The organism is Kutzneria viridogrisea DSM 43870 (assembly GCF_000525635.1).
Classification (GTDB): domain Bacteria; phylum Actinomycetota; class Actinomycetes; order Mycobacteriales; family Pseudonocardiaceae; genus Kutzneria; species Kutzneria viridogrisea.
Genome location: NZ_CP007155.1, coordinates 7,217,442 through 7,238,958 on the forward strand (window position 1 = coordinate 7,217,442; position 21,517 = coordinate 7,238,958).

The following is a 21,517-nucleotide window of genomic DNA, read 5'->3' on the forward strand; positions in this document are numbered from 1 at the left end:
AACATCTAACTGGATCTTTGCGATGCCTCCGGGCAGGCTCACCAGCATGAGCCCGTTCGGTCGTGTCCTCGTCGCGATGATCACCCCGTTCGACCGCCACGGCGAGGTCGACCTGGACGGCGTGCGCCTGCTCGCCGAGCACCTGGTGGACCGGGGCGGCTGCGACGGGCTGGTGGTCAACGGCACCACCGGCGAGGCGCCGACCACCAGCGACGCGGAGAAGGCCGCCGTGCTGCGGGCCACCGTCGAGGCCGTGGGCGACCGCGCGCAGGTGCTGGCCGGGGTCGGCACGAACTCCACCCGGCACACCGTGGAACTGGCCCGCGCGGCGGAGTCGGCGGGGGCGCACGGACTGCTCGTGGTCACCCCGTACTACAGCAAGCCGACCCAGGAGGGGCTGCTGGCGCACTTCACGTCCACAGTGGACGCCACGGGGCTGCCCGCGCTGCTCTACGACATCCCCGGCCGCACCGCGACCGCGATCGAGACCGACACCCTGCTGCGGCTGGCCGAGCACCCACGCATCGTGGGCGTCAAGGACTGCAAGGTGGACCTGCTGGCCAGCTCACGGGTGATCGCGGAGAGCGGGCTGAGCTACTACAGCGGCAACGACGAGCTGATCCTGCCGCTGCGCGCGGTCGGCGGGGTCGGCGCGATCAGCACCGTGGGGCACGTGGTGGGCAACGAGATCCGCGCGATGCTGGACGCGTACGACAAGGGCGACAACGACGAGGCCCTACGCAGGCACCAGGCGCTGCTGCCGGTGTTCAGCGCGATCATGACCAGGGAGCCGGGCGCGGTGGCGGTCAAGGCGGCGTTGGGCCTGCTCGGGCTGCCTGCCGGTCCGGTGCGCGGGCCGCTGGTACCGGCCACCGAGCCGCTGGTGGCCGAGATCCGCGCCGTGCTGGGCAACCTCGTTCCGGAGGAATAGCGGGCGGGGCTTTCCTCCTGCGCGCGGAACCGGCTGGCGGCGGGCACGCGGATAGTCGGCCGCATGGGAGCCGATCACGCTCGGGGCGGGATCGTCGTGGTGGCGATGACCACGGCGCTGACGGGGTACTCGTTGCTGGAGGGCATGGTCGTGCCCTCGATCCCGCTCATCCAGGCACGGTTGGGGCTGACCGCGCAGGCGGGCAGCCTGCTGCTGGTGGTGCTGCTCGTGTCGGCCTCGGTGGCCCTGCCGATCGTGGGCAAGCTGACCGAGGTGGCCGACCGCAGGCGAATCCTGTTGTGGGTGCTGGGGATCGCCTGCGCCGGTGCGGCCGTGTCCTCGGTGGCGAACTCGCTGCCGGTGATGCTGCTCGGGCAACTGTTGCAGGGCGCGGGCGCCGGGATGATCCCGCTGTGCTTCGCCGCGACCCGCGACCAGTTGCCCACCGAGCGGATCCCACTCGCGGTCGGCGTGATCACCGCGGTGAGCCTGGTGGCCACGACCTTCGGCCAGATGCTTGCCGGTCCGATCGTGGAAAGCCTGTCCTACCACGGGGTTTTCGGCCTGCCGCTGGTGCCGATGCTGGCCGGTCTGCTCGTGGTGTGGCGGATCATGCCCGGCTTCCCGCCAGGACGCACACCGTCCCGTGTGGACTGGCTTGGCGGCGCGCTGTTCCTGAGCGCGCTGCTGATCGCCGTGCTGGGCCTGGGGCTGGTGTCCTACCTCGCGCTGCTCGTGTTGCTGCCGCTGTGGATCCGCGTGGAGCTGCGTGCCGCGAACCCGCTCGTGGACATGCGTATGATGCGGCGGCGCGAGTTGTGGACCAGCTGCGTGGTGGCGCTGGCAGGAGGGTTCGGCGCGACGGGTGCGGTGCTCGCGCTGATCAACATGGTGGCCCAGGACCCGGCCACCGGCATCGGGCTGGGCGCCACGGTGACCGAGGTCAGCCTGTACCTGCTGCCCGGCGCGGTGGGTTCGCTCGTGGCCAGTCCGCTCGCCGGGCGGGTGATCCGCGCGACGGGGCACCGCCCGATCGTCGCGACCGGCTCGGCGGTGATGGGCTGCGGGTTCCTCGCGCTGGTGTTCCTGCACACCGCGCCCTGGCACGTGTACCTGGCCACCGGGCTGATCGGCACCGGCAGCGCCCTGGTGTCCACCGCGCTGTACGCCGGGGTCATGTCCTCGGTGGACGTCGGGCAGACCGGTGTGGCGACGAGCATGCTCACCATCTCGCGCATCGTCGGCGGCAGCATCGGCGGCACCGTGTGCACCGCACTGGCCTCGGCCGGGTCGTACGGGGAGTCCGGCTACGTGGCGGCGTTCGCGCTGGGCGGGCTGGCCAGCGGGCTCTCGCTGGCGATGTGCGCGCTGATCCCGGTCAGGGCGCGTGCAGGATCGGCACTCCCCGCTCGGTGAGCCGCCGCACCGTCGGGTCCTGCGGGCCCACGTCGGTGATGACCCCCGCCACCTCCGTCACCGGCAGCACCGAGAACCGCGAGGCGGCACCGATCTTCTCCGCGCTGGCCAGCACGTAGGTGTCGGCCGCGTGCCTGGCCAGGGCGCGCTTCATCGCCGCCTCGTCGGCGTCCCCGGTGGTCAGCCCGGCCTCGGGGTGGACCCCCGTCACCCCCAGCAGGAACAGGTCGGCGTTCAGGCCCTGCGCCGCCTCCACGGCCGCCGCCCCGCAGGTCACCAGCGAGTGCTTGAACAGCCGCCCGCCGAGCAGGAACACCTCGATCCGAGGGTGGTCCACGAAGGCCACCGCCACGGTCGGGCTGTGCGTCACGACCGTGGCCGGGTGGTCGATCGGCACCTGCCGTGCCACCGCGAGCGCGGTCGTGCCCCCGTCCAGGACCACCGTGCAGCCGGGTTCGATCAGCGCGGCGGCCCTGGCCGCGACCCGCTGCTTGGCCGGGACCTCGACCTCCGTGCGGGTCGCGTGGTCGGCGATGGCCGGGGACACCGGCAGTGCCCCGCCGTACACCCGCTGGCACAGGCCCGCCGCCGCCAGCTCGCGCAGGTCGCGGCGGATGCTGTCCTCGGACAGGCCCAGCTCGGCCGCCAGGTCCTTGGCGATGATCCGCCCATCTTGACGCAATCTGTCAAGTAGCAGGTCTCGTCGCTGTGCCGCCAACATTCACGTTTCTCCTTGTTCTATCCGATTCATGCAGACTAACGTGCGGAACCGTGAACAAACCAGAACTGATCCTGATCGCCGGTCCCTACCGCTCCGGCACCGGGGACGACCCGGAACTGTTGGCCCGCAACCTCGCCGCGCTGGAGGAGGCCGCCTGGCCGATCTTCCGCGCCGGGCACGTGCCGATGATCGGCGAGTGGGTGGCCCTGCCCGTGCTGCGCGGCGCGGGCGGCACCGGCCCGGCCGACCCGGTCGCGCGCGAGATCATGTACCCCACCGCCGAACGGCTGCTCCAGCACTGCACGGCGGTACTGCGCCTGCCCGGCGAGTCCACCGGCGCCGACCAGGACGTGGCCATCGCCCGCGAGCGCGGCATCCCCGTCTACCACCGCGTCGAGGACATCCCCGGCTACCGCCCCGCCTGAGTCCCGCCCTCCGGAGCGCGAGTCCCGCTCAGCCGCACGCGAGTCCCACTCTGGCGCAGCCGAATCCCGCTCTGGCGCAGCCGAATCCCGCCGAGCGGGGGCTCAGAAGTTGGCCGGACCCGCCGGGGGCCGCCGCAGCACGACCTCCTCGCCCTCAGCCGTGCGCACCGCCACCGCGTGCAGTCCCGGCTCTCCCGGCACCACGCGCAGCGGCAACCGGTCGAAGGTCTCCGCGCCGAGGTGCTTGCGCAGCACCGTCTCGTCCCCGCCGACCTCCAGCCAGGTGACGCCCTGGGCGATGCGCCCGCCAGTGACCGCACCGCGCGCGGGATTGCTCGCCGGGTCCGCGCGGTAGTACCAGTTGGGCAGGCCGTGCCGCCAACTCTGGTCGATCCCCGGCGCGGAGGTGATCACTCGTCGGGTGCCGTCGGGCTGCACCCGGCCGGGTATCGAGCTGACCTGGCCGCCGAGCCGTTCGGCGACCTCCTGGAGTTCCTCCAGCGTGTCGGCGCGCAGGCACCAGAACATCCAGCGGTCCCGCCCGTCGCCGGTGGCCCGGCTGATCCACGCGCCGGCGCCCCGCGCGGCGCGGCCGGGGTCCGCCACGCCCTCGATCTCGGCGTACACCTCGCCACCGAGCGGCACGATCCACACGCCGAGCCCGGCCTCGGGGAACACCCCGCCCTCGTAGACCCCGAGCCCGGTCTCCTCGCGGAACCGGCGCACCCCGTCGGCCAGGTCGGACACGCCCAGGCACATGTGGTCCAGGTGAAACACCACTCGGACGTTACCAGCGCTCAGTTCTCGGTGAGGAACCTTGCCGCGGCGGCCTGTCCCTTGGCCACGGCCGAGTCGTGGCTCTCGATCGGCGAGGCGAGGGCACCGGTCAGCGCGATGTAGGTGACCCCGGAGTCGACCCCGCCGGTACGCGGGTTCGGGTCGATGCCCAGGGACTTCGCGGTGGCGTAGGAGGCCTCACCGATGGCCTTGGCCGGGCCGACGTCGCCGACCACGGCGTAGGTCAGCTTGTTGTCGTAGATGACGGCGACCACGGTGCCGCCCCGGATGCCGCTGTCGCGGTAGTTCCAGATCGAGCTGACACCGGGAACCACCACGTACGGCAGGGTTTCCGCCCTGAGCGCCTTGCCGTGCGAGTCGTTGAAGGCGGTCTCGGCCTGGAAGTCGGGGTCGGTGGAGCGGCTGCAGTGCGTGCTGGGCTGGCCGTCGCAGTCGATGTCCATGTCGGCCTTCCAGAACACACCGCCCTTCTTGCCACACACGGCGACGGTGGCCGATCCGGAGCTCTCGTCCTTGCGGTACTTGCCGTGTGAGACCTGGTTGCAGCCGGTGACCTTGGCCAGCAGCTGGGCAGCGGTGGGTGGTGCCGCGGCGGCGTGCGCGGTGCTCCCGCCCAGCACGCAGATCACGGCAGCGAACAGGACTGACAGGCTGCGAGACATGCCTCGACTATCTCGGCGCCGCACGGCCCCCGACAACCCGGTCACGCGTGCCCTTTGGGGACGGTCCTCGCCCGTCCCCAAAGGGCACGCGGCGGGTCAGTTGTTGCTGATGAACTTCTGCGCGGCCGCTTCCCCCTTCGACACGGCCGAGTCGTGGCTCTCGATCGGCGAGGCCACCGCACCCTCCAGCACGATGTAGGTGACCCCGGAGTCGGTGCCGCCGTTCTTCGGGTCCGGGTTGATGCCCAGGCTCACCGCGGTGGCGTAGGAGGCCTCACCGATGATCTTGTTGGGGCCGGTGTCCCCGACCACGGCGTAGCTGACCTTGTTGTTGTAGATCACCGCGACGATCGTGCCGCCCTTGATGTTGCGGGTGCGGTAGTCCCAGATCGAACTGGGGCTGGGCACCACGACGTAGGGCAGCTTCGAGGCGATCAGCGGCTTGCCGTCGGACTGGTGGAACGCCGTGTCCGCCTGGAAGCAGCAGTCGGTCTTCTCGTTGCACTGCGTGGTGCGCTGGCCGTCGCAGTCGATGTCCATGTCGGCCTTCCAGAACACGGCGCCGTTCTTGCCGCACACCGGGATCGTGGCCGAGGTCTCCTCATCGGTCTGGTACTTGCCCTTGGAGATCTGGGTGCAGTTGGTGACCTTGGCGAGCAGGTCGGCGGCACTGGGACCGGCGGTGATCGCGGCGGGCGCCGAGGGTGCGGCCACCGCCGAGGCACCGAGCAGGGAACCACCGATGGCGCACAGCACGGACAGCACGACAGCCAGAGACAGGGATAGCTTGCGACGCATGTCCACCTCACTCAATTAAGAAACTTTCCTTACTGAGGCGGCGGAGCACCACTATCGACCCTGTGGTCGAGTGACGTCAAGAGAAGGGATGGTCATGGCTGAACTGGACGGCGCGGTCGCCGTGGTGACCGGCGCGACGGGCACGGTCGGCGCGGGCATCGCGCGGGTGCTGGCCGCGCGGGGCGCGCGGGTCGTGGTGCACCACAGGGACAGCGCGGAGGCGGCCGAGGCGCTGGCGGCCGAGGTCGGCGGCGTGGCGGCGATGGGCGACCTGCGCGAGCCCGGGCAGGTCGAGGGCGTGCTGCACGCGGCCGTCGAGGCGTTCGGGCGACTGGACGTGCTGGTGAACAACGCCGGGGTCCAGCCCGTGACGGCACTGCCCGAACTGACCCTGCCGCAGTGGCGGGAAGTGTTCGCGGGCAACGCGGACACGACGTTCCTGGCCAGCAGCGCCGCCGCTCGCCTCATGGGCCCACTGGGCGGCGGCTCGATCATCTCCATCGCGTCCATCGAGGGCACCAGCCCGGCCGTGGGCCACGCGCACTACGCGGCGTCCAAGGCGGCGGTGCTCGCGCACACCAAGGCCGCCGCGGTGGAGTACGGGCCGATGCGCATCCGGGTGAACGCCGTGTCCCCCGGGCTGATCGCGCGGCCGGGCATCGAGCAGCAGTGGCCCGAGGGCGTGGACCGGTGGCGGCGCAGCGCCCCGCTGACCCGGCTGGGCAGCCCGCGGGACGTGGGCGAGGCGTGCGCCTTCCTCGCCTCACCCAGGGCGAGTTGGATCACCGGTCAGAACCTGGTGGTCGACGGCGGCGTCTCGGCGCGTGCGGCATGGTAGGCCCCATGCACGCGGACGCAGCGCAGATCGCGAAGACCCTTGGCCTGCAACCACTACCCACCGAGGGCGGCCACTGGGCGCAGACCTGGCGGACCGAGCAGGGCACCGCCATCTACTACCTGCTGGCGCAGCCGGAGTTCTCGGCACTGCACCGGCTGGACCACCCGGAGGTGTTCAGCTACCACGCGGGTGCGCCGGCACGAATGCTGCTGCTGCACCCCGACGGACGGGTGGAGCGGCCGGTGCTGGGCATCGACCTCGCCTCCGGCCAGCGCCCACAGGTAGTGGTGCCCGCAGGGGTGTGGCAGGCCACCGAGACCGCGGGCCCCTGGAGCCTGCTCGGCACCTTCATGGCGCCGCCCTACACCGAGGACGTGGTCCGGTTCGCCGACCCGGCGGACCTCACCGTGCGCTACCCCTCGGCGGCCGAGGACATCAGCAGGCTGTCACCCCGGTGACGGGCCAGGGCTTCGGAGAGGGCGCGGGACCGATCACGGTAGGTTCGATCACGTGTTCTATCTTAGCACTTCGACCATGAAAAATGTGGCCCGACCAGGGGGTTTTTGCCGTACCGGACCAGGCGGCCCGCAACGCCGTGAACGGCACCTTCGCGACATGGGCCCCCGGCCCGACGAGCCCGCTCAGTCCCCGCGCCGCCGCGTCATGAAGGGCACCTTCGTGACAGAAACGACCTACGCCCCGCCAGGTTCGATCGTCACTGAAGCCATAGCGCCCCACAACGTCATGAAGGTGCCGTTCATGGCGTTGAACGCCGTGAACGGCACCTTCACGGCACCGCTGGGACCTAGAGCCCCACGGCCTTGTAGAGCAGCGCGACCTCGTTGCGGTTGAGCTTGCGCAGGGACCCGGGCCGCTGGTTGCCCAGCTGCACCCCGGCCAGCTCGGTGCGGACCAGGCGCTGCACCGGGTAGCCGACCTCCTCCAGCAGGCGCCGCACCACGTGCTTGCGGCCCTCGTGCACGACGACCTCGACCAGCGCCTTGCCGGGCATGGCGTCGACCAGGCGGAAGGCGTCCACCTTGATCGGGCCGTCCTCCAGCTCGATCCCGGCCTTGAGCCGCTTGCCGACGTCCTTGGCCACCGGACCGGGCACCTCGGCGAGGTAGGTCTTGAGCACGTTGTACGAGGGGTGCATCAGCCGGTGGGCGAGCTCCCCGTCGTTGGTGAGCAGCAGCAGGCCCTCGGTGTCGGCGTCCAGCCTGCCCACGTGGAACAGCCGGGTGCCGCCGGTCTCGGTGCGCTCCTTGACGTAGTCGCCGACGCAGGGCCTGCCCATCTCGTCGGACATGGTGGAGTGCACCCCACGCGGCTTGTTCAGCAGCAGGTGCAGCACGTCGTCGCGGACCACGACCCGGCTGCCGTCCACGTGGATCACGGCGGTGTCGGGGTTGACGCGCCTGCCCTGCTCGCGCACCACCTCGCCGTCCACGCTGACCCGCCCCTCGGCGATCAGCTCCTCGGAGGCGCGGCGCGAGGCGATACCGGCCTGGGCCAGCACCTTCTGCAAGCGCACGCCCTCGTCGGCGGCGGGGTTCCTACGGGGGTCAGACGACATCGTCGATCGCATCCACTTCGGGCAGCAGCGGAGCGATCGGCGGCAGGTCCTTCAGCGAGGACAGCCCCAACCGCTCCAGGAATAGTTCGGTGGTCCGGTACAGGATGCCACCAGTGTCGGAATCGGTGCCGGTCTCCTCGATCAGGCCCCTGGCGACCAGGGTCCGGATCACGCCGTCCACGTTCACGCCACGCACCGCGGCGACCCTGGCGCGGGTCACCGGCTGCCGGTACGCGATGACCGCGAGCGACTCCAGCGCGGCCCTGGTCAGCTTGGCGCGCTGGCCGTCGAGCAGCAGCTTCTCCACGTACGGTGCGAACCGGTCACGGGTGTAGAACCGCCAGCCCTCGCCAACCCGGCGCAGGTCGATGCCGCTGCCGGTGTCGGTGTAGCGCTGGGCCAGGGCCTTGAGCGCGGCCGTGACCTTCTTGACTGGCAGGTCCAGCACCCCGGCGAGGGTCTGCTCGTCCACCGGGGAGTCCACCACGAGCAGCACCGACTCCAGCACCCCGTTGAGCACCTGCTCCTCGGCGAGGTCGAGCCCCGTGCCCACCGGCTCCTCGGACTCCTCGTCCAAGGCGTCCACAACCGGCTCACTCACCCGTACTCCTCCTCGTCGACCAGCGCCCGGTCCAGCTCGGCTGCCGCGGCGGCCTCCTCCACGGTGCCGCCCGCCCAGCGCACGGTCAGCTCGGCCAGCGCCTCGGACTGCTCGAACAGCACCGCGGCCTCGCGGTACAGCTCCAGCAGCGCCAGGAAGCGGGCCACGATCTCCACGGTCTGCTCGCAGTCGGCGACCAGCTCGCTGAAGGTCATCGAGCCGCGCTCGGCCAGCTGCACCCGGATCTCGGCGGCGGTCTGGCGGACCGACACCGGGTTCAGGTGCAGGTGCGAGAGCGAGACCGTGGGCGGCGGCTTGGGCCGGAACACCGCGGCGGCCAGCAGTGCGAACTTCTCCGGGCTGATGCCCAGCATCACCTCGGGCAGCAGCGCCGTGTAGCGCTCCTCCAGCGAGACCGAACGCGGGTAGCGCCGCAGCGCGCCCTGCTCCAGCTCGCCGAACAGCGCGGCCACCTGCTTGTACGCCCGGTACTGCAACAGCCGCGCGAACAGCAGGTCGCGGGCCTCCAGCAGGGCCAGGTCGTCCTCGTCCTCCACGTCGCCCGCGGGCAGCAGCCGGGCCGCCTTGAGGTCGAGCAGGGTCGCCGCGACCACCAGGAACTGGGTGGTCTCGTCCAGGTCCCACTGTTCGCCCATCGTCTTGAGGTGGGCGATGAAGTCGTCGGTGACCTGGTGCAGCGCGACCTCGGTGACGTCCAGCTGGTGCTGGGAGATCAGCTGCAACAGCAGGTCGAAGGGGCCCTCGAAGTTCGACAGCCGGACCGTGAACCTGCCGCTGGGGACCTCCGGAGCGGACGCGGTGCCGACGCTCGACCCCGCAAGCGGGTCTTCGGCCGTCACCGACCAGGTCCCCCGCGCAGGCGTCGGACCAGCTCCGAGTCCGCCCCGTTGTCGGCGAGGTCGGCGAGCACCGCGGCGATCGCCTCGCGCACCACGCGACCGCGGTCCACGGCGAGGCCGTGCGCGGCACGCAGCGCCAGGCGGGCGTGTTCCAAGGCGAGCAGCTCCTCGTCCGACAGGTACACCGTGATCTTGGCGTCGTGCTTGCGACGGCCGGTTCCCACGGGTTGGTCGGACAAGGATACGGGCGCCGGTTCCGGCCGTGACGGGGAGACCGCGCTGGTCGAGCGGAACAGCTCGGCGGCGCCGGGCAGTGAGACGCGCCGAGTCACCTGGCGATCACCTCGCGGGCCAGTGCGCGGTAGGCCTTGGCCCCGGAGGAGCGCGGGGCCCAGGTGGTGATCGGCTCACCGGCCACGGTGGTCTCCGGGAAGCGCACGGTCCGGTTGATCACGGTGTCGAAGACGACCTCGCCGAAGGCCTCCACCACGCGCGCCATGACCTCCCTGGAGTGCAGGGTGCGCGGGTCGTACATGGTGGCGAGGATGCCCGTGATGGACAGTTTCGGGTTCAACCGCTCCTTGACCTTCTCGATCGTGTCGATCAGCAGCGCGACCCCGCGCAGGCTGAAGAACTCGCACTCCAGCGGGATCAGCACACCGTCGGCCGCGGCCAGCGCGTTGACGGTGAGCAGGCCCAGCGAGGGCTGGCAGTCGACCAGCACGTAGTCGTACTGGTCCATCACCGGTCTCAGGGTGCGCACCAGGGTGTGTTCGCGGCCCACCTCGGAGACCAGCTGCACCTCGGCGGCGGACAGGTCGATGTTGCTGGGCAACAGGTCCATGTCCGGCACACAGGTGCGCATCACCACGTCCTGGATGCCCACCGCGCGCTCCATGAGCACGTTGTAGATCGTGCGGTCCAGCTGGTGCGGCTGGATGCCCAGGCCCACCGAGAGCGCGCCCTGCGGGTCGAAGTCCACCAGCAGCACCCGGCGGCCGTACTCGGTCAGCGCGGCACCCAGGTTGATCGTGGAGGTGGTCTTGCCGACCCCGCCCTTCTGGTTGCACACGGCCAGGATCGTGGCCGGGCCGTGGGTTCCGATCAGCGCGGGCTCGGGCACGTGCCGCTGCGGGCGGCCGGTCGGGCCGATCTCCCCGTCGGGCACCACATCGGCGCCGTCGTCCTCGGGACGGGCGTGCGGGGCCAGGCTCAGGTCGACCCGGGCACCAGGAAGTCGCCGCTCCTCGTAAGGCTGCGGTGTCGACATGGTGACCTGACTCCTTGTGCCTACTCGTCCCCTGCAGGCAGCCTATGGCGCGTCAAGACCCGCGGCAACGCGCCTCGCCGTGCACACCCGAAAGGGCGTGACCTGCGGAGATTGCTGCAAATGGCCTAAACTAGCCCAGGGCTCGCGGGTGTGCCGTGGCGTACACCTCGCGCAATGTGGTGACGGTGACCAGGGTGTAGACCTGGGTCGTGGTGACCGAGGCGTGGCCGAGCAACTCCTGTACCACGCGCACGTCCGCACCGCCCTCCAACAGGTGGGTGGCAAAGGAGTGCCGCAGGGTGTGCGGGGACACCTCGGCGTGCAGCCCGGCGCGGTCGGCCGCGGTCTTCAGTGTCTGCCAGGCGGTCTGCCGGGACAGCCGTCCCCCGCGCGCGTTGAGGAACACGGCGGGCGTTCCCCTGCCGTGCCTGGCCAGTTCGGGCCGCGCCCGCACCAGGTAGGCGTCCAGCGCGGCCAGGGCGGGACGGCCGATGGGCACCAGCCGCTGCTTGCCGCCCTTGCCGTCCAACCGGACCGTGCGCTCGGTGCGGTCGATGTCGTCCAGGTCCAGGCCCACGGCCTCGGAGATGCGCGCGCCAGTGGAGTAGAGCAGTTCCAGCAATGCCGTGGCCCGCAGCGAGCGGTTGTCCTCGCCGGCGCCAACCTCCAGCAGCCGCACCACGTCCTGCACCGGCAGCGCCTTGGGCAGCCGCCGCGGCGGTGCGGGCGGGTGCACCTCGCGCGCGGGGTCCGCGCCGGACAGGCCCTCGCGGTGGGCGAACTTGTGCAGGCCGCGCACGGCGACCACGGCGCGGGCCGCCGAGGAGGCCGCCAGCGGCGGGTGCTCGACGTCGCCCTCGCGCAGGGCGGCCAGGAAGGAGGTGACGTGCCGCTCGCTGACCCCGGCCAGGTCGGCGACGCCCTGCCCGGTCAGGTGCACGCTGTAGCGCCGCAGGTCGCGGGCGTAGGAGTCCAGGGTGTTGCGCGCGGTGCCGCGCTCCACCGCCAGGTGGTCCAGGTAGCCCGCGATCGCCTCCCGCAGCGCTGCGGGGACCGGGGCGGTCGGCGGTGCGCTCAGCGGCGGTTCACCCCTTCCGGTGCGGTTCGGCCGTAGCCTAGCCGCGAGATCAACCACGCGCGGACCAGCCGGTACCCGAGGGGCGGGCACCGGCTCACGTCCGCTGTGCGGGAACACCGGGGAGGTCAGCTGTCGCGGTTGCTCATGGCGACGCACCTCCCCTCACTGGTTCATCCAGGTCACAGAGGCTGACCTGGACGGCCGGGTGTGCTTGGCTGGTGGGGGCACAGCCACCACGCAGGGAGCGCCCGGCATGAGTATGGAGGACAACGGGTCCACCGCCAGATCAGCGGTACGGATCCGTGACGTCCTCGTCACTCCGCGCGACTGGACCCTGTGGCGCCAACGACCCCGGCTCATCGCCTACTGCCTGCTCGTGGAGTCCGTCGCGCTGATCGGCACGATCCTGCTGGCCCGTTCCCCGTCACCCTCCGAATTCGCCCTTCTGGGTGTGCTCGCGGTGCTGGGTGTGGTGCAGGCCGAACTGGGTCGCCAGGTGGAGCGGGTGCGTCGGCGGGTCAACGGCACGCCGCACATCAACATGACCTCGGTGTGGACCTTCGCGGGCGTCCTGCTGCTGCCCCCGGTGCTGGTGACGGCGCTGGTCGCCGTGCTCTACGCGCACCTGACCGTGCGTAGCTGGTACCGGCTGCACCGCGTGCCCGCGTTCCGCACGGTGGTCAACGGCTCGGTCGTCGTGCTGACCTGCTACGCCGCACACCTCGTGCTGACCGCGCTCGGTGTGTCCGGCATGGCCGACGCGCTGGGCCGCGGCTGGGCCGGGGTCGGCGCGATCCTGCTCACCGGGCTGGTGTACTTCGTGGTCAACGCCGTGGTGATCCTTGGCGCGCTGAACCTGAGCAGCCACTCGGTGCGCGAGCTGTTCGGCGGCTGGGGCGACAACCTGGTCGAGCTGGCCACGCTCTGCCTGGGCACGCTCACCGCGCTGGCCATGGCCACGCTGCCCGCGCTCGTGCTGCTCGTGGTGCCACCGCTGCTGATCCTGCACCGGGGCGTGCTGGTCAAGCAGCTCGAGGTCGCCGCGACGCGCGATGAGAAGACCGGCCTGTTCAACACCGTCGGCTGGCACACCCTGGCCACCACCGAGCTGGCCAGGGCCGAGCGCACCCGCCAGCCCACGGGCGTGTTGATGGTGGACCTGGACCACTTCAAGCGGGTCAACGACACCTACGGGCACCTCGCCGGGGACGCCGCGCTCAAGGCCGTGGCCGAGGCGATCAGCGGGGCCGTGCGCGCCTACGACTCGGTCGGCCGCTTCGGCGGCGAGGAGTTCGTCGTGCTGCTGCCCGGTATCGGCGAAGCCGCCGTGGTGGCTGTCGCCGAGCGGATCCGCCAGGCCGTGGCCGGGCTCGTCGTGCAGGTGCCGACGGGCGACCGGCAGCGCACCGTCACCGGCCTGTCGGTGTCCATCGGTGTGGCCATGTACCCAGCGGCGGGCACCGTGGTGGACCGCCTGCTGCACGCCGCCGACACCGCTCTGTACGAGGCCAAGCACACCGGCCGCAACCGAGTCCTGACCTGGCGCTGACCCGCGAGTCCCGCCCACACACACGCGAATCCCGCCCACAGCCGCGCGAGTCCCGCTCAGCCGCAGCCGAATCCCGCTCTCACGCGCGCGAATCCCGCCCAGCCGTCGGGCCGGAACGGGACTCACACGCGGGTGAACGGGACTCGCGCACCACAGAGCGGGACTCGCGCTACCGAGAGCGGGACTCGCCGGGGTTGGTCAGCGGCGGGCGGGGAACCGGGTGGGGCGGTCGCGCCAGGGCGCGTCGGCGGGCCGGGCCTGCGCGGCGCCGGTCAGCACCGCGTGACCGGCCAGGATGCCCGCTACGGAGGCGCAGTTCACGACCTCACCGGCCAGCGCCATGCGGACCGCCTCGGCCAACGGGAACTTCCTGGCGACCAGGTCGCTCTCCTCGTCACCGACCGGGACCTCGCGGTGCACCGCGGAAAGCCCGCGCGCCTGGTAGACCCGGACCACCTCGTCGGTGAACCCCGGCGAGGCGGCCACGTCGACCAGCACCGACCAGTCCGTCGCCGCGAGGCCGACCTCCTCGGCGAGTTCGCGCTGGGCGGCCACCAGGGCGTCCTCCCCCGGCACGTCCAGCAACCCGGCGGGCAGCTCCCAGATCCGGTGCCCCAGCGGGTGCCGGTACTGGTGGATCATCGTGACCTGGTCGTCCTCGTCGAGCGCGAGCACGGCCACCGCGCCGAAGTGCTCCAGCACCTCGCGGGTGGCGGTGACCCCGCCCGGCATGGCGACCTCGTCCGAGCGCAGTGCGAGCACCCGGCCGGCGTAGATGTCCTTGCTGGACACCACACTGAACTCGTGGTTCTGGCCCTCGACCCCGTCGGTCACGGTGCCTCCTCGCTGACGCTCGTCGCCACCGCGCCCGAAAATCGCCCTGTGCCCATTGGTGAGCTCGCAAGCTCGCTCACGAGCTCACCGCCGCGGGCTCGGCCAGCTCCACCGGCAGCCGGTCGGCGGCACGGTAGTCCAGCGCGGCACGCACGAAGGCGGCGAACAGCGGGTGCGGGCGGGTGGGGCGGCTCTTCAGCTCGGGGTGCGCCTGGGTGCCGACGAAGAACGGGTGCTTGTCGGCGGGCAGCTCCACGAACTCCACCAGGTGACCGTCCGGGGAGGTGCCGGAGAACACCAGGCCCGCCTTGCTCAGCTTGGGCCGGTAGCTGTTGTTGACCTCGTAGCGGTGCCGGTGCCGCTCGGAGACCTCGGTGGACCCGTACGCCTTGGCCACCACCGAGCCGGGGATCAGCTTCGCCGGGTAGGCGCCCAACCGCATGGTGCCGCCCATGTCCCGCTCGCCCGCGACCACGTCGGTCTGGTCGGCCATGGTGCTGATCACCGGGTTGTTGGTCGGCTCACCGAACTCCGCGGAGTTGGCGTCGGCGATGTTGGCCAGGCCCCGCGCGGCGTCGATGACCATGCACTGCAGGCCAAGGCACAGGCCCAGCGCGGGAATGCCCCGGGTGCGGGCGTAGCGGATGGCGCCGATCTTGCCCTCGATGCCGCGCACGCCGAAGCCGCCCGGCACCAGCACACCGTCCACACCGGACAGTGCGTGCGCCGCGCCGGACTCGGTCTCGCACTCGTCGGAGGGCACCCAGACGACCTCGACCTTGGCGCGGTGGGCGAACCCGCCCGCGCGCAGGGCCTCGGTCACCGACAGGTAGGCGTCGGGCAGGTCCACGTACTTGCCGACCAACGCGATGCGCGCGGTCTCCGAGGGGTTGTGCACCCGCTCCAGCAGGTCGCCCCAGATCGTCCAGGACACGTCCCGGAACGGCAGGTCGAGGCGCCGCACCACGTAGGCGTCCAGGCCCTCGGCGTGCAGCACCTTCGGGATGTCGTAGATGGACGGCGCGTCGGGGGCGGCCACCACGGCGTCCACGTCCACGTCGCACATCAGCGCGATCTTGCGCTTGAGCCCGTCGGGGATCTCCCGGTCGGCACGGCACACGATGGCGTCGGGCTGGATGCCGATGTTGCGCAGCGCGGCCACGGAGTGCTGCGTGGGCTTGGTCTTCAGCTCGCCGGAGGGAGCCAGGTAGGGCACCAGCGAGACGTGCAGGAAGAAGCAGTTGTCCCGGCCCACGTCGTGCCGGACCTGGCGGGCGGCCTCCAGGAAGGGCAGCGACTCGATGTCGCCCACGGTGCCGCCGACCTCGGTGATCACCACGTCGGGGGCCTGGCCGTCCTCGCCGGCCTCGGCCATCGCGCGGATCCGCGACTTGATCTCGTCGGTGATGTGCGGGATGACCTGCACGGTGTCGCCCAGGTACTCCCCGCGCCGTTCCTTGGCGATCACCGCGGAGTACACCTGGCCGGTGGTGACGTTCGCCGAACCGGACAGGTCCCGGTCCAGGAAGCGCTCGTAGTGGCCGATGTCCAGGTCGGTCTCGGCCCCGTCCTCGGTGACGAACACCTCGCCGTGCTGGAACGGGTTCATCGTGCCCGGGTCCACGTTGAGGTAGGGGTCCAGCTTCTGCATCGTGACCCGCAGACCCCGCGCGGTCAGCAACTGGCCCAGGCTGGACGCGGTGAGCCCCTTGCCGAGCGAGGAGGCCACGCCCCCCGTCACGAAGACGTGTTTGGTCGTGCGAGCTTGCAACACCAAGGAGGGCTCCCGTGGTCCATGGCCAAAATTGGTCTTTGTGTCAGCAGGCGGTTTGCACCAGCCCGCCTATCCACGGGATTTCACGGTAGCACCTGCCTCAGCCGTTGGCTGAAGTCGGGGCCGGTGCCTGGGCGTTGACCGCGGTGCCGTACCGGCCGGAACGTCCCTGGGCCTGCTCGCGCAGCGCCAGCACGGAGACCACCTGACCGGCCGGGAGGTCCAGGTCGTCCACGGTGGACAGCGCCGCGGAGCCGCCGCCGTCGGCGCGGACCACGGCCAGCGCGCCCGAGCCGTCGGCCGACCCGGTGCGCCCGGCCAGCACGGCGCCCGAACCGGACCGCTGCAACTGCACCGCGAAGCGCGCGACGGTCGCGGAGCGGTCCGAGGCGGAGTCACCGGAGAGCGTGCCGCCGGTCAACACCAGCGCGAGCTGCGCCGGGTGCAGGCCGGGGCCCTGCCGCACGTAGCCGCCCGCGGCCAGCCCGGTCAGCGCGGCACTGGTCTCGTCGGCGGTGGCCTGCGGCTTGCCCGAGCCGCGGTCGAGCAGCAGCAGCGGCCCGATCAGCCCGGCGGCCAGCGTGCCCGGGTCGGAGGCGGTGGGCAACTGCACCCCGGCGGGCAGCATGCGCGCGCACAGCCCGCGCAACTGGTCGGCCTTGGTCGGGTCGGTGAACGCCTCGGTCAGTTGCAGCTCACCGGTGATCGAGGCGCCCGCGCTGCGCAGCAGCCCGTTCATCGCGTCGCGGTCCCCCGGCTTGACGTCAGCGGTGGTCACCATCACCACGGACTTGCCCTCCAGCGCCCCGCGCACGGCCAGCGGCCCCACGCTCAGGGCGAACCGGTCGGCGTCGGTCAGCTTGCCCTGCAACGCGTTGCGCTGGGCCTCCAGGTCGGTGACCTGCTTGCCCAGGTTGGACTTGTCGTCGGACAGCCCGGACAGCAGGCGGCCGCTGATCGCGGTGGAGCCGAGCACGACACCCAGCGCGAGCGCCAGGAACACGGCGGCCAGCGAGACGACGTGGTTGCGCAGTGAGATCACGAGATCAGCCCCCCGAGCCAGGCGGTGAAGGAGTGCCACGCGTCGCTGAACAGCGCCGGGTAGGCGGTGGCGACATCGGAGACGAGCAGGGCGACCGCGACGGCGGCCACCACGGCGAGCACCAGCAGCAGCACCGCGCCGAAGGAGACCCGCGAGCGGTACAGGGTGGCCACCGCCTGCCCGTCCACCAGCTTGCTGCCCAGCTTGAGCCGGGTCAGGAAGGTGGACGGGTTGGAGCCGGACCGCCCGCGGTCGAGGAACTCGCGCAGGGTTGCCTGGAAGCCCACGGTGATCACCAGGCTGGCCCCGTGCGCCTCGGCCAGCAGCAGGGCCAGGTCCTCGGCGTTGGCCGTGGCCGGGAAGGTCACCGCGCCGATGCCCAGGTCCTGGATCCGGTCCAGGCCCGGCGCGTGCCCGTCGGACTGCGCGGGCAGCACGACCTCGGCCCCCGACTTGAGGGTCTCGGTGCTGATGCCGTCCGGGTCGCCGACGATGATGTCCGGTTTGAAGCCCGCCTCGCGCAGGGTGTCGGCGCCCGCGTCCACCCCGACCAGCACCGGCCGGTACTCGCGGATGAAGCGCTTGAGCCGCTTGAGGTCGTCGGCGTGCCCGTAGCCGGGAGCGACCACGACCACCTGCCGGTCGCGCATCGGCACGTACAGCTCGGGCACCCCGTGCCCGTCCAGCACCAGCGTGCGCTCCCGCCGCAGGAACTCGATCGTGTTGGCGGAGAACGCCTCCAGCTGGGCGGACATGCCCGCCTTGGCCTCGATGAGCTGGTCGGCCACGGACTCCGGCGTCTGCTCGACCCCGCGCGCGATCTCGCGCTCGCCCGCGTAGACCACGCCCTCGTGCAGCCGCAGCTTCGTACCGTCCTTGACCGCGCGCAGCACCCCGTTGCCCACGTCGTCGATCAGCGGAATGCCCGCCTGGAGCAGGGCCTCCGGCCCCAGGTTCGGGAACCGGCCGGAGATGGAGGGCGCGGCGTTGACCACGCCGACGACCTCGGCCTCGATCAGCGCCTCGGCGGTGCGCCGGTCCAGGTCGAGCTGATCGAGGACGGCGACGTCTCCCGGTCCGACCCGGCGCAGCAGATCCCCGGTGCGACGGTCAACCCTGGCGACACCGGTGACCCCTGGCAGCGTCTCGCTTGATCGTGCAAGCAGTCCGGTGAGCTTCATGTCACCGATGGTGACTCACCCACAAGCACCAACCGGCCCGCCACGCCGGACGAGTCGGTGCAGGTCAACCGGTATGGGTGAGTTTCAGGCCCAGATGCGGAACACGAGTTGCAAGACCCGGAACGGTGTGCGGAGTGTGCTGCTGCTCGGGGTGTCGGCTGGGGGTGGCTGTGTCTCATGATGATCACTGGACAGATGTGATCATCATGAGCCTGCGGTCCAGAGACCGGCGCGAAGACGCGGGGCCGGGTTGGGGAGTCGGGTGGGCGTCATGAAGGTGGCCTTCGGGACGTTGGGCGTCGTGAAGGGCACCTTCGGGACATGGGACCGGCGTGAGGGCGTGGTTAGTTCGCGGCCTTCTTGCGGCGGGTCCTGCGTGGCGGCTCCTCGGCCTTCTTGTCGGAGCGGGCGGCGTCGAGGAGTTCCTCGGCATGCGCCCGGCCCGTATAGGTGAAGTCCAGTCCCGCCAGCATCCTGGCCAGCTCCACGACCCGCTCGGACTCGTCGAGCCGCCGGACCCCGCTGCTGGTCAGCCCGCCCTCAGCGGTCTTGTTGACCACCAGGTGCCGGTCCGCGTAGGCGGCCACCTGCGGCAGGTGCGTCACCACGATCACCTGGTGGCTGCGCGCCAACCGGGCCAGCCTGCGGCCGACCTCCACCGCGGCCCGGCCGCCGACCCCGGCGTCGACCTCGTCGAACACCAGCGTGGGCACCGGGTCGGCGTGCGAGAGCACCACCTCCAGCGCCAGCATGACGCGGGACAGCTCACCGCCGGACGCGCCCTTGTTGACCGGCAGCGCGGGCGCCCCGGGGTGCGCGATCAGCCGCAGCTCCACGTCGTCGACCCCGTCGCGGCCCGCGTGCAGCACCACCCCGTCCACGGCCAGCGCCACCGGGTCGCCGTCCTCGGCGATCCTGGGCTGCACCGCGACCTCCACCGTGGCGTGCGCCATGGCCAGGCCGCCCAGCTCCTCGGTCACCGCCTTGCCCAGGTCCTCGGCGGCGGCCGTGCGCTCCACGGTGATCGCCTTGGCCTGCTCGGCCAGCTGCCCGGCCAGCTCCTCGCGCCGCCGCGCCAGCTCGGTCAGCGCCTCCTCGGAGGTGTCCAGCCCGGCCAGGCGCTGCTCGGCGTTCTGCGCCCACTCCAGCACGCCGTCCACGTCGGCGGCGTACTTGCGGGTCAGCTGCTTGAGTTCGGCCTGACGGGCCAGCACCTGCTCCAGGCGGGTCGGGTCGGCGTCCAGGCTGTCCAGGTAGTGCACCAGTTCGGCGCCCACGTCGGTGAGCAGCACGGCGGCCTCGGCCAGCCGCGGCTCCAGGTCGCGCAGCGCGGGGTCCTCGGTGGCGGCCAGCCTGCGGCGCGCCTCGGCCACCATGCCCAGCGCGCCCACCGCGTCGACCTCGGCGTCGGCGGTGCCGCTCAGCCCGTACTGGGCCGCCGCGGCCGCCTCGCGGAGCTGGTCGGCGTCGGCCAGTCGCTTGGCCTCGTTGTGCAGCTCGGTGTCCTCCCCCGGCTTGGGGTCCACCGCCGCGATCTCACCCAGCCCGTGCCGCAGCAGATCGGCCTCGCGGGCCATCTCCCTGGACCGTTCCGTGCGCTCGGTCAGCTCGGTGCTCACCGAGATCCACTGCTCGCGCAGCTCCCGGTAGGCGGTCAGCGGGGTCACCACCGACTCGCCCGCGAACCGGTCCAGCACCCCGCGCTGCTCGGCGGGCCTGGTCAGCCGCAGCTGGTCGTTCTGCCCGTGCACCGCCAGCAACTGCTCGGACAGCTCCGAGAGCACGCCGACCGGTACCGAACGCCCACCCAGGTGTGCCCGCGAGCGGCCGTCGGCGCTGACCGTGCGCAGCGCGATGAGGCTGCCGTCCTCGTCGGGCTCGGCGCCCGCACCGGAGGCCACCTCGGCGGCCGGGCTGCCCTGCGGGGTGTGGAACCGCCCCTCGACCACCGCCCGCTCGGCGCCCGTGCGCACACGGGAGGCCTCGGCCCTGCCGCCGCCGAGCAGGTGCAGCCCGGTGACGACCATCGTCTTGCCAGCCCCGGTCTCACCGGTGACCACGGTGAGACCGCGGTCCAGCTCCAGGGTGGCCTCATCGATCACGCCCAGACCCTGGATACGCATCTCGATCAGCACAGGTCGAACACTAGTGCCAACCCCTGACGTCCGACGACCCGACCGCGCCAAACCCGTCAGCGCGGCCAGCCCCAGTGGGGCGCTCAGTCGACCGCCGGCCCGCGCCATCCCTGCACCGGGAGCGAGAACTTGTCCACCAGCCGGTCGGAGAACGGGCCCAGCCGCAACCGGACCAGCTTCACCGGGGTCGTGCTGCCCGCCACCTCCACGCGGGTGCCCGCGGGCAGGTGCACGGTGCGCCTGCCGTCGCAGCACAGCACGGCGGGGTGACCGGCCGGGTCGATCTCGAAGGCCACCACCGAGCCGGGTGAGACCACGAACGGCCGGGAGAACAGCGCGTGCGCGTTGCTGGGCACCACGAGCAGGGCCTGCACGTCCGGCCACACCACCGGCCCGCCCGCCGAGTAGGCGTAGGCGGTGGACCCGGTCGGGGTGGCGCACAGCACGCCGTCACAGCCGAAGGCGGACACCGGCCGGGAGTCGACCTCCATGACCACGTCCAGGATGCGCTCCCGGCTGGACTTCTCCACGCTGGCCTCGTTGAGCGCCCAGGTGTGCGCGATCAGCTCGCCCTGCAACGAGGCGGCCACGTCGATGGTCATGCGCTCCTCGACGTGGTAGTTGCGCTCGATGACCCCGGTGACGGCCTCGTCCAGGTCGTCGAAGTCGGCCTCGGCCAGGAAGCCCACCCGGCCCAGGTTCACGCCCAGCACGGGCGTACCGAAAGGCCGCGCCAGCTCGGCGGCGCGCAGCAGGGTGCCGTCCCCGCCGAGCACGAACACCAGCTCGGTGCCCGCGGCGGCGGTGCTGGCCGGGACCACGGAGCCGTAGCAGGCCGGGTCGAGATCCTCGGCCTCCTCCTCGACCACGCGCAGCCGGATGCCCGCGGAGGCGAACCGCCCAGCCACCTTCTCGGCGAGCCGGAGGTTGGTCTGCCGGTTCGTCTTGACCACCATGAGGATCTCGCGGTCACCGCACACGTTGTGCTGGCTCATCGCCGCTCCTCGCTAGCGCTCGACAATGGTTCA

Annotated in this window: 22 protein-coding genes; 6 read left to right on the plus strand and 16 right to left on the minus strand. The window is 71.7% G+C overall.

All coding sequences use genetic code 11. The features are described 5' to 3' along the window. The first annotated feature begins 46 nt into the window (after positions 1-46). Positions 47-931, plus strand: a complete 885-nt coding sequence (gene dapA / locus KALB_RS31535; RefSeq protein WP_236650065.1) for a 4-hydroxy-tetrahydrodipicolinate synthase — start codon at positions 47-49, stop codon at positions 929-931. 63 nt (positions 932-994) lie between these two features. After that, positions 995-2,347, plus strand: coding sequence for an MFS transporter (locus KALB_RS31540; protein WP_025359670.1), 1,353 nt, complete (start codon positions 995-997; stop codon positions 2,345-2,347). On the opposite strand, the gene KALB_RS31545 is transcribed toward KALB_RS31540, so the two are convergent. After that, positions 2,310-3,068 (minus strand): DeoR/GlpR family DNA-binding transcription regulator, encoded by a 759-nt coding sequence (locus KALB_RS31545; protein WP_025359671.1) that lies wholly within the window; start codon positions 3,066-3,068, stop codon positions 2,310-2,312. The genes KALB_RS31540 and KALB_RS31545 overlap by 38 nt on opposite strands. Before the next feature lie 50 nt (positions 3,069-3,118). On the opposite strand from KALB_RS31545, the gene KALB_RS31550 reads away from it, so the two are divergent. Further along, entirely contained in the window at positions 3,119-3,493 is a 375-nt protein-coding gene (locus KALB_RS31550; protein ID WP_236650066.1) for a DUF4406 domain-containing protein, read from the plus strand. 102 nt (positions 3,494-3,595) lie between these two features. Here the strand turns inward: KALB_RS31550 and KALB_RS31555 are convergent, their stop codons facing one another. The 3 genes from KALB_RS31555 to KALB_RS31565 all read right to left on the minus strand — a co-directional run bounded on the left by KALB_RS31555 (position 3,596) and on the right by KALB_RS31565 (position 5,751). Next, complete coding sequence (locus KALB_RS31555) at positions 3,596-4,270, minus strand: VOC family protein (RefSeq protein WP_025359673.1); 675 nt, start codon at positions 4,268-4,270, stop codon at positions 3,596-3,598. A 20-nt stretch (positions 4,271-4,290) separates the two neighbouring features. Further along, entirely contained in the window at positions 4,291-4,953 is a 663-nt protein-coding gene (locus KALB_RS31560; protein WP_025359674.1) for a glycoside hydrolase family 75 protein, read from the minus strand. A 96-nt stretch (positions 4,954-5,049) separates the two neighbouring features. Further along, positions 5,050-5,751 carry a glycoside hydrolase family 75 protein gene (locus KALB_RS31565; RefSeq protein WP_025359675.1) on the minus strand — a complete coding sequence of 234 codons (702 nt, stop codon included), beginning with the start codon at positions 5,749-5,751 and terminating at the stop codon, positions 5,050-5,052. A gap of 94 nt (positions 5,752-5,845) precedes the next feature. Between KALB_RS31565 and KALB_RS31570 the strand changes: the two genes are divergently transcribed. Both KALB_RS31570 and KALB_RS31575 read left to right on the plus strand, forming a co-directional pair. Continuing rightward, positions 5,846-6,589, plus strand: a complete 744-nt coding sequence (locus tag KALB_RS31570; RefSeq protein ID WP_025359676.1) for an SDR family NAD(P)-dependent oxidoreductase — start codon at positions 5,846-5,848, stop codon at positions 6,587-6,589. Between the two features lie 5 nt (positions 6,590-6,594). Next, entirely contained in the window at positions 6,595-7,047 is a 453-nt protein-coding gene (locus tag KALB_RS31575; protein WP_025359677.1) for a cupin domain-containing protein, read from the plus strand. Positions 7,048-7,394: 347 nt separating this feature from the next. Here KALB_RS31575 and KALB_RS31580 read toward each other — a convergent pair whose 3' ends face one another. From KALB_RS31580 to xerD, 6 genes are all read right to left on the minus strand, one after another. Then, positions 7,395-8,165: a pseudouridine synthase gene (locus KALB_RS31580; protein ID WP_035969338.1), complete on the minus strand. Its 771-nt coding sequence runs from the start codon at positions 8,163-8,165 to the stop codon at positions 7,395-7,397. Then, positions 8,155-8,844, minus strand: a complete 690-nt coding sequence (scpB, locus tag KALB_RS31585; protein ID WP_081789998.1) for an SMC-Scp complex subunit ScpB — start codon at positions 8,842-8,844, stop codon at positions 8,155-8,157. Before scpB ends, KALB_RS31580 begins: the two co-directional genes overlap by 11 nt. Further along, positions 8,763-9,542, minus strand: coding sequence for a segregation and condensation protein A (locus KALB_RS31590; protein ID WP_236650404.1), 780 nt, complete (start codon positions 9,540-9,542; stop codon positions 8,763-8,765). The genes scpB and KALB_RS31590 overlap by 82 nt, the downstream gene beginning before the upstream one ends. Positions 9,543-9,622: 80 nt before the next feature. Next, entirely contained in the window at positions 9,623-9,958 is a 336-nt protein-coding gene (locus KALB_RS31595; protein WP_025359681.1) for a hypothetical protein, read from the minus strand. After that, complete coding sequence (locus tag KALB_RS31600; protein ID WP_025359682.1) at positions 9,955-10,896, minus strand: ParA family protein; 942 nt, start codon at positions 10,894-10,896, stop codon at positions 9,955-9,957. Before KALB_RS31600 ends, KALB_RS31595 begins: the two co-directional genes overlap by 4 nt. A gap of 130 nt (positions 10,897-11,026) precedes the next feature. Beyond that, positions 11,027-11,938 (minus strand): site-specific tyrosine recombinase XerD, encoded by a 912-nt coding sequence (gene xerD, locus KALB_RS31605; protein ID WP_042222801.1) that lies wholly within the window; start codon positions 11,936-11,938, stop codon positions 11,027-11,029. A gap of 289 nt (positions 11,939-12,227) precedes the next feature. Here xerD and KALB_RS31610 point away from each other — a divergent pair, with 289 nt between their 5' ends. Beyond that, on the plus strand, positions 12,228-13,523 hold the full coding sequence (locus KALB_RS31610; RefSeq protein ID WP_338033824.1) for a GGDEF domain-containing protein: 1,296 nt from the start codon (positions 12,228-12,230) through the stop codon (positions 13,521-13,523). A 198-nt stretch (positions 13,524-13,721) separates the two neighbouring features. Here KALB_RS31610 and KALB_RS31615 read toward each other — a convergent pair whose 3' ends face one another. The 6 genes from KALB_RS31615 to KALB_RS31640 all read right to left on the minus strand — a co-directional run bounded on the left by KALB_RS31615 (position 13,722) and on the right by KALB_RS31640 (position 21,484). Further along, positions 13,722-14,357, minus strand: coding sequence for an NUDIX domain-containing protein (locus KALB_RS31615; RefSeq protein WP_025359685.1), 636 nt, complete (start codon positions 14,355-14,357; stop codon positions 13,722-13,724). Between the two features lie 76 nt (positions 14,358-14,433). After that, on the minus strand, positions 14,434-16,131 hold the full coding sequence (locus tag KALB_RS31620; RefSeq protein ID WP_411931151.1) for a CTP synthase: 1,698 nt from the start codon (positions 16,129-16,131) through the stop codon (positions 14,434-14,436). A 100-nt stretch (positions 16,132-16,231) separates the two neighbouring features. After that, positions 16,232-17,173 carry a copper transporter gene (locus KALB_RS31625; protein WP_025359687.1) on the minus strand — a complete coding sequence of 314 codons (942 nt, stop codon included), beginning with the start codon at positions 17,171-17,173 and terminating at the stop codon, positions 16,232-16,234. Beyond that, complete coding sequence (steA, locus tag KALB_RS31630; RefSeq protein WP_025359688.1) at positions 17,170-18,354, minus strand: putative cytokinetic ring protein SteA; 1,185 nt, start codon at positions 18,352-18,354, stop codon at positions 17,170-17,172. The genes KALB_RS31625 and steA overlap by 4 nt, the downstream gene beginning before the upstream one ends. A gap of 344 nt (positions 18,355-18,698) precedes the next feature. Beyond that, positions 18,699-20,489, minus strand: coding sequence for a DNA repair protein RecN (recN, locus tag KALB_RS31635; RefSeq protein WP_025359689.1), 1,791 nt, complete (start codon positions 20,487-20,489; stop codon positions 18,699-18,701). 83 nt (positions 20,490-20,572) lie between these two features. Further along, positions 20,573-21,484 (minus strand): NAD kinase, encoded by a 912-nt coding sequence (locus tag KALB_RS31640; protein ID WP_030109488.1) that lies wholly within the window; start codon positions 21,482-21,484, stop codon positions 20,573-20,575. Positions 21,485-21,517: the final 33 nt, after the last annotated feature.